Raw genomic sequence first — 13,172 nt, forward strand, 5'->3', positions numbered from 1 at the left:
GAAACCCGCCGTACTGTATTGATTGAAGACGGTATTTTGGTCGGCTATATGCAGGACGAAACCAACGCCCGCCTGATGGGTATGCAATCGACCGGCAACGGCCGCCGCGAAAGTTACGCTTCCGCTCCTATGCCGCGCATGACCAATACCTTTATGGAAAACGGCGGCTATGAGCCGGAAGAAATCATCGCGTCCATCGACAAGGGCATTTACGCCGTCAACTTTGGCGGCGGACAAGTGGACATTACCAGCGGCAAGTTCGTGTTCAGCGCATCCGAAGCGTGGTGGGTGGAAGGCGGCAAACTGCAATATCCTGTCAAAGGCGCGACCATCATCGGCAACGGTCCCGAAGTGCTGAAACACGTTTCCATGATAGGCAACGACACTGCGCTCGACAGCGGCATCGGTGTCTGCGGCAAAGAAGGGCAGATCGTTCCTGTCGGCGTCGGACAACCGACACTGAGGATTGATGCCGGACTGACCGTCGGCGGTAGCGAAATTTAAACGGCAGGCCGTCTGAAAGGTTTTCAGACGGCCTTTTGCATTAGGATAAAACCATGCAGGAACAGAATCGGAAATCAAGTTTTCCCATAGTGATGTTGCTGGTGTCGGTTGCACTGTGGATAGCATCTTTGTCCAATGTTGCATTTTATTTGGGCAATCATGAAAGCATGAAGGGTTTGACCGTTTTGATTTTGGGGTCGATATTTGCTTCTTTGGATATCAGATATTGTGCGGCCTATGCGAATTATGTTTGGTTGGCGGCCATTGTGTTGCTGGTGTTGCGGAAGAAGGTTGTGCCTGTCCATACGGCACTTTGGGGCTTGGCGCTGGTGGCTTTCAGTGTGAAAGCCGTACACGTCGATGAAGCAGGGAATACATCGGATATTGTGCGCTACGGCGCGGGATTTTATTTGTGGTATGCCGCATTTGCGGTTGCCACCATCGGCACGTTTGCCGGAAAGATTAAGGAAAGAAAAGCCACAACGCTGGCAGATGGGACGAGAAATGACGCTTGATGAATGGTTGCGCCAATCGGCACTGCCCAAAAATGAAGCGCGGATGTTGTTGCAATATGCGCTGGGTTACACGCGTGCGCAGTTGGTTACACGCGGTACGGACGATTTGGCGGAATCTGACCTGCAAATCTTGGAGGCTTTGGCGCAACGCCGTCTGAAAGGCGAGCCGATGGCCTATCTGTTGGGCGAGCGCGAGTTCTACGGACGACGCTTTACCGTCAATCCCCATGTGCTGATTCCACGCCATGAAACTGAGCATTTGGTGGAAGCCGTGCTCAAACGCTTGCCGTCGCAAGGCCGTGTGTGGGACTTGGGGACGGGAAGCGGCGCCATTGCCGTAACCATCGCGCTTGAACGCGGTGATGCCGATGTTCGTGCATCCGACATCAGCGTCGGTGCTTTGGATACTGCCCGTCAAAATGCGGCCGAATTGGGCGCAAAAGTGGAGTTTGCGCAGGGTTCGTGGTTTGATACCGACAAGCCGTCTGAAGGCCGATACGATGTGATTGTTTCCAATCCGCCGTATATCGAGGATGGCGATGAACATTTATCGCAAGGTGATTTGAGGTTTGAACCGCAAAATGCGCTGACCGACTTTTCAGATGGCCTCAGCCATATCCGCCACATTACCCAAGAAGCCCCTAAATACCTGAAAGCCAACGGCTGGCTGCTGTTTGAACACGGCTATGACCAAGGCAAAGCAGTGCGGAACATTATGCTGGAGAACGGTTTTGCAGAAGTGGCAACCGAACAGGATTTGGCTGGATTGGATAGGGTAACGCTGGGGCGTTTGCCTGCTTAATGGGCATGGTTTGTCGAAATATAAAAAAGGGCGTGTCGATCACGCCCTTTTGGTTTTTTGGTTTAGCTGTTCAGACGGCCTGGTTTAACGCCAAGCAGCGACGAACTCCGCCCAGTGTTGTTTTTCTTCGGCTTGTGCGGCCAGATAATGTTTGATGCGTTTGATTTCGACTTCGTATTCGTCGGCATCGAGCGCGCCGCTCATCATGCGAAAGCGCATGTACATCAGGTAGGTATTGGCGGCATCGGTTTCGCAATAGTCGCGGATGTCTTTCAGACGGCCTGCATGATAGGCGTCCCAAACCTTGCTGCCGTCCATGCCCAATTTGCCGGGGAAGCCGCAGAGTTTGGCCATGTCGTCCAAAGGTACGCTGGCACGCGGTTGGTAGAGGGCGAGCAAATCCATCAGGTCGCAATGGCGGGTGTGGTAGCGGCTGATGTAGTTGTTCCACTTAAAGTCGCGACTGTCGCCAAAGTCGCCGTCGCCCATGTCCCAATAACGGGCGGCGCTGATGCCGTGTATCAGGGCGCGGTAGTGGAGGACGGGCAGGTCGAAACCGCCGCCGTTCCAGCTGACGAGTTGCGGCGTATAGTTTTCGATGACCTCGAAGAACTTGGCAATCATGACTTCTTCGCTGTCTTCGGGATCGCCGATGGTGCTGACGCGGATTTTGTCTTGCCCCCAGCGCATACAGCAGGAGATGGCAACGACTTGGTGCAGATGGTGTTGCATAAAGTCGCTGCCGGTTTTGGCACGGCGTTGCTGTTGGGCAAACAGGACGACCTCATTGTCGGGCAAATCGGCAGGCAAATCGTAAAGCTGGCGGATGCCGTTTACGTCGGGAATGGTTTCGATGTCGAAGGCGAGTATCGGAGTCATGGCGTGATCGGGTTGGATAAGGGATGATGTCATTGTGGCATGACGGCGCAGATAAAAAAAGAGGCAATCCCCCACAGGATTGCCCCAATACCTCAAATCAGAGATTTACGCTTCACAAACAATACAGGCTTTCACCTGCGGCTTTACAGATGCAGCTCAACTCTGCATCGGTAAACTTTCATTTCGGGCATTGCACCGAAATCCTCTAAAATACCGCAATTTCTTGCAATATCAGAAAACTGCTTACAAAAGTATCTAAAACCAGCGAGGCCGTCTGAACGTTTTGTAATTTGATGTAGTGAAATTTACGCGAATTTTTACAGTTTGCCAAGTATTTTTTTCTGAAGGCTTGTTTTAGTATAAATTTCAGTTATTGTCATATTTTTGCAATTATATTTCATAATTGTTTTAAATTTAGATATTTATTTTGTTTTTTTAAATTTTAATTTAATTTTATTTCATATTTTGAATGATTAAAATGTATTTTTTTAGATGGACTGTTTTTTAATATATTGTTTTTAAAAGAAATTAAATTTAATATGTAAATGAAAAAAGTGTATTGGGACTGATGTTTTTCATTTGAGAAAAAATATAGGGTTGTTTGAAAGTTTCAATCACGATGAAAAAAGTTGTTTTTAAAGCATTTAAAGCGGAATATTATTTGATTGTTTAAAATCAAACATAAGTTTCGGTTTGATTCAATTAAAATGAAAAAGCGGCGAAAGAAGGATTTTGCCGCTTTTTGCATATTCAAATTGTAATTCAATGTAGTCAATAAAAGCTGCTTTCGCCTTCGGGACGGGTTTTGAAGCGTTTGTGCAGCCAGAAATATTGTTCGGGATGCTCGCGTACCCGCTCTTCGATGAAGTCGTTCATGCGCTGGGTATCGGCTTCGACATTTTCGGTCGGGAAATTGTCCCAAGCCGGATAGAAGCGCAGGGTTACGGTATTGTCAGCTTCGCGTGTGGGAATGGCGGGAATGATTTTGGCTTTGGTCATACCGGCGATGCGGCTGAGGCCGGTAATCGTGGCCGTCTGAATGCCGAAGAAATTGACGAAAATGGAATCGTTGCGGCCGAAGTCTTGGTCGGGCAGATAAAGAAAGGGCGCATCGCTTTTGCGCAGGTGTTTGATGATGGCGCGCAGGCCTTCTGTGCGGCCGATCAGGAAAACATTGTTGTAGCGGTGGCGGCCTTTCAGGATTTGCTCGTCCAGGGCTTTGTTTTTTTGGTGCGAATACATGCTGGTCAGCGGCACATCCTGATTGAGCGTGTAAACCGCCATTTCAAATGCGGTAAAGTGCGGATAGAGGATGATGACTTTTTCGCCGGCGGCGAGGGCTTCGTCAAGATGGTGTTTGTCTTGATAGCGTACCAACGAGCGCAGCTTATCCGCAGGCGCGTACCAGTAGAGGCCGTATTCGAGCATCAGCTTCGCCATGTGTTGGAAATGGCGTTTGAGCAGGGCAGTGCGCTGGCTGTCGTTTAGCTCGGGAAAGCATTTTTTGAGGTTTACCTCGCCGACTTTGCGGCGTGGTTTGACTGCGTAATAGGCGAGAATACCGATCGCGTCGGCAATCTTGTGCAACACGCAAAAAGGCAGCAGGCGGATGAGATAGAGAAAAAGGAAGGCGGCTTTCATGAAGGCTCGCTGTATGTGGGCAAAGGGCTATTATAACCGAAAGGCCGTCTGAAAACGGGCTGGAACATATTTCAGACGGCCTGAATGTCGGCCTACCATTGAAAACGGCCGCGCTTGACCTGCAAGCCGTCGGGGTTGAGTTGCGAAGCCAATCCGTGATTGCGCAGGGCGTGGGTGAGGGCGACGGCGAGTCCGTCGGCGGCATCGGCTTGCGGTGTACCTGAAAGTGCAAGCATTTGGACCACCATATGCTGCACCTGCTCTTTGGCGGCCTTACCCTTGCCAACCACCGCCTGCTTGACCTGAAGCGCGGTGTATTCAAACACGGGCAAATCGTGCATGACCAAAGCGGCAATCGCGGCACCGCGCGCCTGACCGAGCATTAACGTCGCGGCTGGGTTGACGTTGACGAACACTTGTTCGATGGCTGCCTGATGCGGCTGATAGTGGCGGATGATTTCATCGATATGGCGGACAATCACGGCGATGCGTTCGGAAAGCGACGCGCCGGTCGGCGTTTTGATACAGCCGGAAGCAACATAATGATGTTCGCGGCCGTGGACATCAATAACGCCGAAGCCGGTTACGCGACTGCCGGGGTCGATGCCGAGAATGCGTGTAGGTTGGAACTGGGACATAGTGCGTGTTTAAAGTAATCGGTGTTTCAGGGCAGGCAGGCGCGTGCGCACGCTTTGCAGTCGCGCGGTATCCAAATCGGCACAAATTACGCCTTCGCCTTCCGACAACGTCGCCAACACATCGCCCCAAGGGTCGATAATCATACTGTGGCCGAATGTGCGGCGGCCGCTTTCATGCAGTCCACCTTGTGCCGACGCGATGACGTAGCATTGGTTTTCCACTGCGCGGGCGCGCAGCAGCAATTCCCAATGCGCCTTGCCGGTCGTGTAGGTAAACGCGGCCGGCAACAGCAAAACATCAAACGGCTGCTGGGCGCGGAAAAACTCAGGAAAGCGCAAATCGTAGCAGACGCCGGCCGCCAGCGGAACATCGTCCACGCTCAATTTCGGCACATCGCTGCCTGCCAGTATCGTATCGGCTTCGGCGTAGCGTTCGCCCAAACCGGAAAAGCCGAAAAGGTGCATTTTGTGGTAAAGCCCGACTCGGTTGCCGTCGCGGTCATACACCAGCATCGTGTTCATCACCTTGCCCGCGTCTGGGCTTTGCAGCGGAACCGTACCGCCAAACAACACCACGCCGCATTCCCTTGCCGTTTCGCTTAAGGCCGTCTGAAAACGGGTGTCGCAGGTTTCGCCGACGCGTCCATCGTCCAAAGGCTCGGCAAATGCCAGCTTGTCCGTATCGTTTTTGCCCATCAGCGGCCAATATTCGGGCAGCAACACCCAATCCGCCCCTTGTTCGGCCGCCTCGCGGACAAGGCGTTTCATCGTGGCAATATTGGTTTCGGGGTTGGTGGACGACACCATTTGCACCGCGGCAGCGCGTAAAGAGTGCATCATCAAAACTCCTGTCAGATTTTGCAAGAATTGTAACTTGTTTACGCACAAGGCCGATACAATCGCCTCACAATTCCTCTCCAAAAAAGGATAAACCATGAACTTGAAACTTCTCCTCACTGCCGCACTTTCCACCGCCGCACTGGCCGCACATGCCGACGTACAGCTTTACGGCAGCATCAAAAGCGGCATCGAAACCTCGCAAACCCGTTTTGGCGGCCAAACATACAGCCGAACTGCCGTTGCCGACCAAGGCAGCCACATCGGTTTACGCGGCTCGCATCCGATTGGCGGCGGAACGAATTTTATTTGGGAAGTCGAACAAGACACACCGGTCGGCAAAAGCGGCTCCATCCGCCAAGACTGGCGCGAACGCCGAGATAATTTTGGCCGTTAAAGGAAAGATTGGATAGTAAAGGCCGTCTGAAAGATTTTCAGACGGCCTGTTTTTTATAGTGAGGTCGATTGATTTAAAGAATACACGTAAAAGGCGGTAATCAATAATATCTTAATATTTTCAAAATTTAACAATTTTATATAACTTATTGATTATTTATAAAATTAATAAAATATTGGGTAGCTGATTAAAAAATCAGCATTGGCATTGCTTGCAAATTAAAAAATTATCAAGTAAGGTTAAATGCAAGCGGTTTTATCAGTGAATTAAATATTAATCAATAAGATAGGATTATATAACTATGAATGAAGATATTATCAAAGGAAAATGGGAGCAACTTAAAGGTAAAGCCAAAGAAAAATGGGGCGAGCTGACAAACGACGATTTGGACATCATCGAAGGCAAGCGCGATCAGTTGGCTGGTAAAATCCAAGAGCGTTACGGTCGCACTAAAGATGAAGCTGAAAAAGAAATTGATGATTGGTTGAACAGCTAAGACCGTTGAATTTCATAATAAACGGTCGTATCCCCCTCGACCGTTTTATATTAAACCGAAAGGAAAAAATCATGCTTCATTATTCGATCGTTTTCTTTATAATCGCTATTATTGCAGCTGTATTAGGTTTCGGTGGTATTGCAGGTAGTGCGGCAGGCATAGCCAAAATTTTATTTGCCGGTTTCTTGATCTTGTCGGTGATATCACTGATTTTTGGCAGGAAGAAATAATACCTGTAAACCAATAAGGTTGTATCAAGCCACCATTCCGTCAAATAGGCCGTCTGAACAATCAGGATAACTGGTTTTCAGACGGCCTTTGTTCTTATAATAGCGGTTTATTGTTTCCACACACACCTAGCAACGGAGTTTCCATGCAGTTTTCAGCATTCGGTGAAAAATTCACACAACACAGCGGTATTTTGCAGTTGATGGACGATTTGGGCGATGCGCTCAAAAGTGACAAGCCCGTCAACATGCTTGGCGGCGGCAATCCGGCGAAGATTGCTGAAGTCAATGCGGTGTTCGCCGATGTGTTTTCTAAACTGGCGGCGGAACACGCTGTTGAGAATATCGGCAATTATTCCAATCCGCAGGGCGATGCGGCGCTGATTGCGGCTTTGACTGAGTTTCTCAACCGCGAATACGGCTGGAACCTGACGGCGGACAATATCGCGCTGACCAATGGTTCGCAAAACGCGTTTTTCTATTTGTTCAACCTGTTTGGCGGCAAATTCAATCTTTCAGACGGCCAAACGGCTGAGAAAGCCATTTTGTTGCCGCTTGCGCCTGAATATATCGGTTATGCCGACGTGCATGTCGAAGGGCAGCATTTTATTTCGGTGAAGCCGAAAATCGAAAATGTCGAACACGAAGGCGAAGCAGGCTTTTTCAAATACCGCGTGGACTTTGACGCGCTGGAGAGCCTGCCTGAATTGAAAGAGGGCAAAATTGGTGCGATTTGCTGTTCGCGCCCGACCAACCCGACCGGCAATGTGTTGACCGACGGAGAGATGGCGCGTTTGGACGCTTTGGCGCAGGAGCATGGGATTCCGCTGATTATCGACAACGCTTACGGAATGCCGTTCCCGAATATTACTTACAGTGATGTGACGCTCAACTGGCACGAAAACATCATCCTCTGCTTCAGCCTTTCTAAAATCGGCCTGCCCGGCGTGCGTACCGGCATTATTGTCGCTGCGCCGGAAGTGGTCAAAGCCGTCAGCAGTTTGAATGCGATTGTGAACCTGTCGCCTACGCGTTTCGGCGCGGCGATTGCGGCTCCGCTGTTAAACGACGGCCGTCTGAAACAGCTGGCCGACCAAGTGATTCAGCCGTTTTACCGTCGGCAGGCGCAAACGGCGGTTTCCCTGCTCAAACGCGAATTGGGCGCGTATCCGTTGAAAATCCACAAGCCTGAAGGTGCGATTTTCTTGTGGCTTTGGTTTGAAAACCTGCCTGTTTCGTCGCAAACCTTGTACGAAATGCTTAAAGCCGAAGGCACGCTGATTATTCCGGGCGAGCATTTCTTCGTCGGCATCGACACGCAGGATTACCCGCACGCCCGCGAGTGCATCCGCATGAGCATTGCGCAGGACGCGGAAACGCTGGAAAAAGGCATTGCCGCGATCGGTCGCGTGGTGCGCGGTTTGTATGATAAAAAATAAATGCTTTGAATAGGCAAAGGCCGTCTGAAACGTGGGTAATCAGGTTTCAGACGGCCTTTTTGTCGGATTTAGATATGGTGGATAACCAGTTTTTTGCCTTCGTAATCGAGGACGTTGACGTCCATATCGAATAAGGTTTTGATGTTTTCGGCGGTGAAAATATCGTTGGGCTTGCCCTGCATGGCGACTTGGCCGTTTTTCATGGCGACGACGTAATCGGCGTAGGCGGCGGCCTGGTTGATGTCGTGTAGGACGACGACGGTGGTGCGTTTGTGTTCGTCGGTCAGTCGGCGCAGGATTTGCATGAGGGAGCGGGCATGATACATGTCGAGGTTGTTCAGCGGTTCGTCCAGCAAAACGTAGTCGGTGCGCTGGCAGAACACCATGGCAATCATGGCGCGTTGGCGTTGGCCGCCGGAAAGCTCGGTCAGGTAGCGGTCGGCAAAGTCTTGCAGGTGGAACTCGGTGAGCGCTTCTTCGACGATGGTTTTATCCGTTTCAGACGGCCTGCCTTGGTGGTAGGGATAGCGGCCGAACATGAGCAGGTCGCGCACGGTAATGCGGCTCATGATGCTGTTTTCTTGGGTGAGGATGGAAAGCGTGCGGGCGAGTTCGGCGGTGGGGGTGGTTTTGATGTCTTTGCCTGCGTAGCTGATGTCGCCGCGTACCAAGGGCTGCAGGCGCGCCATAAAAGAGAGGAGGGTGGACTTGCCTGCGCCGTTCGGGCCGATCAGCGCGGTAATGCCGCCTTCGGGGATGTCGAGGCTGACGTCGTTGAGGATGGGGTTGCTGCCGATGGTGTGGCTGACGTTGCGGATGGTAATCATAGGCGGGTCCGAAAATGGGAAATTGGGGTTTCAGATGGCCTTGAGTTTTAAGGCCGTCTGAAACTTATTGATTATGACGTTTTAGATTTCGCTGACGGTGACAAATTCGGGATTGTCGGCTTGGTCGATCAGGAAGGCGCGGACGCGTTCTTGCCAAAGCTCGCCGAATTGTTTGAGTTCGTCGGTACTTGCGCTGCCGCTGACGGCTTTGGGCATGATGTCGCGCATTTGCGGCGCAAAGGGTTGGAGCGCGGCGTTGAGGCTGACGGCAACGGTTTTGCCGGTATCGCGGCGGCGGAGCGCGAGTGTGCCGTTGATTTCGCCTGCACCAAAGGACAAGAGGTGGCGGCGGGCAAAGCGTCCGGCTGGGCCTACGCCGCCAAAGCCGGTTTCGGGTGCCGCGCCGGTAAGGAGTTGGACGACGGAAGCGGTTACGCCGGTCGTGCCTTCGTCACGCTCGCCCTGCATAAAGGCTTCGATGTCGCCGCGTTGCGGCAGCTCTTCGCCGTAAAGGGCTTTCAGGCCTTTGACCACCATCAGGTAGGCACCGGCGACGGTCGGGCAGGAGTGGCCGCACAGGCGCACGGCATCGGCGTAGCGGTAAGTGAGGATGCCGTTTTCGGCCGCGCCGAGGAAGTCGGCCAATGCGTCTTGGACGGTAATGGTCGGGGCGTCATCGAAGAATGAAGGGAGGCGTTCTTGTGTCATGAGGGTTATCCTTTATGGGTTTGCTTAGGCCGCCTGAAGGTTTCAGACGGCCTGAAACCTTTGCGGCATACTGTTTGCTGCGCTTTGAGCGGCATTTGCATTCAGTATTGCGGCAAAGGTTTCGGACTGAAACTGCGGTGTTATTTTAGGAGTATTTTTTTGTCCTGTATAAATTTTTCCGCCAGTTTTGTCGCGCCGTGGGTGTTGAGGTGGTTGGTGTCGAAATATATCGGCAGGCCGTCTATGGTTTTGTCTGCCGGAATAGGCTCCATGATGTTGACCCAATGCACGGCAGGCCGCTGTTTGACTATGTTTTCTATGGTTTTTTCCGCTTCGGCGGAGCGGGCAATTTCCGCTTTTTTATGCTCGGAAACGTATTGCATATCGATGCCGAGACGCTGTTTCAGGTAGTAATGGCGCAGGGGCAGTTGCGCGTTCATCGGCGTGTCGGCAAAGACGTAAACCTGCTTGCTCTGTTGGATCAGGGTATCGAGCATTTTGCCGAAATGCTCCGTAAAACCGGGCTTGTCGGTATGCAGGAACCAACGTTGCGAGATAAAGACCACCGGATAGTTTTCGACCTTTTGTGCAATAAAGCGGTTGTAAGGGTTGCAACGGTTGGCACGGCGGTCGCTTTGCGGCAACATAAAACCGAAGGCAACGCCGCAGCTGTTGGACGAGATAATGTCGGCGGCAAAGCTTTCCTGTTTACCCACCATATCGATAAAGGGCGTCAGGTGGGCGGCGTGGGAGTCGCCCATCAGCAGGACTTTGCTGCTTTGGTTTTCTGCGCCGACCGCGCAGTCGGTTTTAGTCAAGGTATCCGCGCAGATTTTACTTTCGTCAACCGTATATAGGTTTGTCTCGTATGCGGCCGGTTTGGCAGTCAGCAGGTAGCCGGCGGCAGGAATCAGCAGGGCGAAATAGGCGGCGATGACCCTGATGAATTTCTTGGTGGTGAAATTCTTTATCCGTCGCGCCGGTGTTTCGACGAAGTAATAGGACAAAACAGACAAGCCGGACATCAGCACCACTGCCAATACAATCGCGGACATCGGCAAAGCGTTGTCCATGTAAACATAGCGCATGACGGCCAAGACCACCCAATGCCAGAGATACAGTGAATAGGAAATCAAACCGATAAACACAACGGGCTTGAGGCTCAACAGTTTGGCGGTATTGAAGCCACTTTGCGTTTGCAGGGTTTTGCCTGAGTAAATCAAGCCGCCAACCGCCGTACAGCACAGCAATCGTTCGATATTGCCTTCGCCGGGCAACACGCCGTAAGGAAGCAGTAGCATGGCGGCAATAACCGCCATCATCGCCCAGCCGACCAGAGGCGTGCTGAAACGGTCGTTGGTTTGGGAGGGCGGAATAAAGGCAAAAAGTGCGCCGATCAGCAGCTCATATGCGCGCACATAAGGCAGGAAATAAGGATCCATGCCGAAGGTGGGCAAAAAGACGGACAACAGGCTCAATACAATCAGCAAAAGGATGAATTGGCGGATGTTGCGCCCTTTGCTGAATCGGAAAAAAGCAGTCAGCAAAACTGGAAAAACAAAGTAAAACTGCTCTTCCAGCGATAAAGACCAAATGTGTTGCAAAGGTTTTTCCGCCGCGTCGGCATCAAAATAACCGCCGCGCCGTGCAAAAAACAGGTTAGCCGAAAACAGCAACGCAAACACTGCGGATTTGACGTATTGGCGCAGGTCAAACGACAAGAAAAAGATTGCGGCGGCCAAGCTTGTACACAGCAATACGCAGGAAAAAACAGGCAAAATGCGCTTCGCGCGGCGTTTGTAAAACTCTAAAAACGAAAAACTGCCGTTTTGCATTTCGCGGCTGATGATGGTGGTGATCAGGTAGCCGGACAGGACGAAAAACATATCCACGCCGAGAAAGCCGCCGGGCAGCCAAGCGGCATCAATGTGGAAAATAATGACAGCCAAGACTGCCAACGCCCGGATGCCGTCCAAGTCGGGACGGTATTTTAATGTCGTGCTCATTTTTTGTAATTCTAGTAAATCCAGTAATGTTTACTATGAGTACATGTCAGAAATTTAGTTTCATTTCAAGTACTAAATATTTTTTAAACATGGATTTCAGACGGCCTGAGTTTATTTTTGCGAGCGTTTGGGCTCGTTTAATTTATTTCTTTTTCAACACCAAATATAAAAATACCAATCCGCCTGCAAATTCGACGACCACGCTCAATACGGCCTGCATACCGAGGAAGTGCTCGAAGATAGTTTGCCCGCCGACCAACAGGATGCCGCCGACACAAAAAGTCATGGGTAGGCGGACGGAATGTTTCACCGACGGAGAAAAATGGTTGGCCAGCGCGGCAACCAGCAGGCCGAAAAAGCTTACCGGGCCGACAACGGCGGTCGCAGTTGCAACCAGTGCGGCGATCCACAACAGCAGCCATAAGGTATTGCGCGTGTAGTTGATGCCCAAATTAATGGCCTGATTGCGGCCGAGCAGGTAAACATCGAGGCGGTGGCGTTCGCGCCAGATTACGGCGGCGCTGATGAGCAACACGATTGCGCCGATACCCAACAATTCCGAGTGGACGGTATTGAAGGTGGCAAACATATTCGCCTGCGCGGCGGTAAATTCTTCGGGGTCAATCATGCGCGAAAGCAGCGATGACAGGCTGCGGAACAAAATCCCGAAAATCACGCCGATTAAAATCATGCGCGACAAATCGCGTCCGCCCTGTTTGATGAGTATGTAGAACAGCAGCAGCGAGCCGCCCATCATGACGACCAGTTCAAAGCCGAATTTGCCCGTCAACGGCAGGGAAGCATAGCCCACGCCGCCGAGCGTAAATACCAGCAAGGTCTGCAAAAACACATACAGCGAATCGAAACCCAAAATCGAAGGGGTCAGAATCGGATTGTTGGTCAGCGTTTGGAAGAGTTGAGTGGACACGCCGACTGCATAGGCAACCATCAGCAGTGCGGCAAGCTTGGTCAGGCGCAGATGCAAGACAAAGTCCCAATCGCCTTTGACGTTGAGCGTCATAAACAGAACGCAGGAAACCAGCAACAGCGCAAAGGCGACCCACAACGGACGGCTGCTTCCTGCCATAAAACCGATATTTTTTTCAGACGGCATGAGCAGGTTTCCTTAATAAAAGCCACAAAAACAAAGCCGTCCCCATTACGCCAAAAACCGTAGAGACCGGAATTTCAAACGGAAACACAATCACGCGTCCGACAATATCGCACAGCAACACCAAAGACGCGCCCAGCAAGGC

16 protein-coding genes are annotated in these 13,172 nt (G+C 51.4%); 7 read left to right on the forward strand and 9 right to left on the reverse strand.

Annotated elements, in window-relative coordinates:
• The 3 genes from ACTHS3_RS06650 to prmC form a co-directional block, all read left to right on the forward strand.
• Positions 1-504: metallopeptidase TldD-related protein (locus ACTHS3_RS06650; protein WP_440367467.1), on the forward strand; the 504-nt coding region annotated here is incomplete at its 5' end.
• Positions 505-557: 53 nt separating this feature from the next.
• Positions 558-1,019, forward strand: coding sequence for a hypothetical protein (locus tag ACTHS3_RS06655; RefSeq protein WP_004520960.1), 462 nt, complete (start codon positions 558-560; stop codon positions 1,017-1,019).
• Positions 1,009-1,821 (forward strand): peptide chain release factor N(5)-glutamine methyltransferase, encoded by an 813-nt coding sequence (gene prmC, locus ACTHS3_RS06660; protein ID WP_004520961.1) that lies wholly within the window; start codon positions 1,009-1,011, stop codon positions 1,819-1,821. Before ACTHS3_RS06655 ends, prmC begins: the two co-directional genes overlap by 11 nt.
• Positions 1,822-1,905: 84 nt before the next feature.
• On the opposite strand, the gene ACTHS3_RS06665 is transcribed toward prmC, so the two are convergent.
• The 4 genes from ACTHS3_RS06665 to ACTHS3_RS06680 form a co-directional block, all read right to left on the reverse strand.
• On the reverse strand, positions 1,906-2,700 hold the full coding sequence (locus tag ACTHS3_RS06665) for a 3'-5' exonuclease (RefSeq protein ID WP_039863832.1): 795 nt from the start codon (positions 2,698-2,700) through the stop codon (positions 1,906-1,908).
• Between the two features lie 771 nt (positions 2,701-3,471).
• The gene (locus ACTHS3_RS06670; protein WP_283122203.1) at positions 3,472-4,356 is read right to left on the reverse strand and encodes a lipid A biosynthesis lauroyl acyltransferase; all 885 of its coding nucleotides are present in this window, start codon (positions 4,354-4,356) and stop codon (positions 3,472-3,474) included.
• 77 nt (positions 4,357-4,433) lie between these two features.
• Positions 4,434-4,979 (reverse strand): crossover junction endodeoxyribonuclease RuvC, encoded by a 546-nt coding sequence (gene ruvC, locus ACTHS3_RS06675; RefSeq protein ID WP_003684216.1) that lies wholly within the window; start codon positions 4,977-4,979, stop codon positions 4,434-4,436.
• Positions 4,980-4,988: 9 nt separating this feature from the next.
• Positions 4,989-5,819: a carbon-nitrogen hydrolase family protein gene (locus tag ACTHS3_RS06680; protein WP_004520969.1), complete on the reverse strand. Its 831-nt coding sequence runs from the start codon at positions 5,817-5,819 to the stop codon at positions 4,989-4,991.
• 94 nt (positions 5,820-5,913) lie between these two features.
• Here ACTHS3_RS06680 and ACTHS3_RS06685 point away from each other — a divergent pair, with 94 nt between their 5' ends.
• From ACTHS3_RS06685 to ACTHS3_RS06700, 4 genes are all read left to right on the forward strand, one after another.
• A complete protein-coding gene (locus tag ACTHS3_RS06685; RefSeq protein WP_004520970.1) occupies positions 5,914-6,213 on the forward strand; it encodes a porin in 300 nt (99 codons plus the stop codon).
• A 301-nt stretch (positions 6,214-6,514) separates the two neighbouring features.
• Positions 6,515-6,709, forward strand: coding sequence for a CsbD family protein (locus ACTHS3_RS06690; RefSeq protein ID WP_004520971.1), 195 nt, complete (start codon positions 6,515-6,517; stop codon positions 6,707-6,709).
• Between the two features lie 71 nt (positions 6,710-6,780).
• Positions 6,781-6,939, forward strand: coding sequence for a DUF1328 domain-containing protein (locus ACTHS3_RS06695; RefSeq protein WP_039862543.1), 159 nt, complete (start codon positions 6,781-6,783; stop codon positions 6,937-6,939).
• Positions 6,940-7,082: 143 nt separating this feature from the next.
• The gene (locus tag ACTHS3_RS06700; RefSeq protein WP_004520973.1) at positions 7,083-8,375 is read left to right on the forward strand and encodes a valine--pyruvate transaminase; all 1,293 of its coding nucleotides are present in this window, start codon (positions 7,083-7,085) and stop codon (positions 8,373-8,375) included.
• 68 nt (positions 8,376-8,443) lie between these two features.
• On the opposite strand, the gene ACTHS3_RS06705 is transcribed toward ACTHS3_RS06700, so the two are convergent.
• From ACTHS3_RS06705 to ACTHS3_RS06725, 5 genes are all read right to left on the reverse strand, one after another.
• A complete protein-coding gene (locus ACTHS3_RS06705; RefSeq protein ID WP_039862545.1) occupies positions 8,444-9,202 on the reverse strand; it encodes an iron ABC transporter ATP-binding protein in 759 nt (252 codons plus the stop codon).
• Between the two features lie 81 nt (positions 9,203-9,283).
• Positions 9,284-9,910 carry an FmdE family protein gene (locus tag ACTHS3_RS06710; RefSeq protein WP_004520976.1) on the reverse strand — a complete coding sequence of 209 codons (627 nt, stop codon included), beginning with the start codon at positions 9,908-9,910 and terminating at the stop codon, positions 9,284-9,286.
• Between the two features lie 140 nt (positions 9,911-10,050).
• Positions 10,051-11,916 carry an acyltransferase family protein gene (locus tag ACTHS3_RS06715; protein WP_049336907.1) on the reverse strand — a complete coding sequence of 622 codons (1,866 nt, stop codon included), beginning with the start codon at positions 11,914-11,916 and terminating at the stop codon, positions 10,051-10,053.
• A gap of 142 nt (positions 11,917-12,058) precedes the next feature.
• The gene (locus ACTHS3_RS06720) at positions 12,059-13,030 is read right to left on the reverse strand and encodes an iron chelate uptake ABC transporter family permease subunit (protein WP_049322652.1); all 972 of its coding nucleotides are present in this window, start codon (positions 13,028-13,030) and stop codon (positions 12,059-12,061) included.
• Positions 13,020-13,172, reverse strand: a 153-nt coding sequence (locus tag ACTHS3_RS06725) for an iron chelate uptake ABC transporter family permease subunit (protein ID WP_296117676.1), incomplete at its 5' end; no start/stop codon positions are given. The genes ACTHS3_RS06720 and ACTHS3_RS06725, both read right to left, overlap by 11 nt.

This window comes from Neisseria sp. P0009.S007, assembly GCF_051962515.1.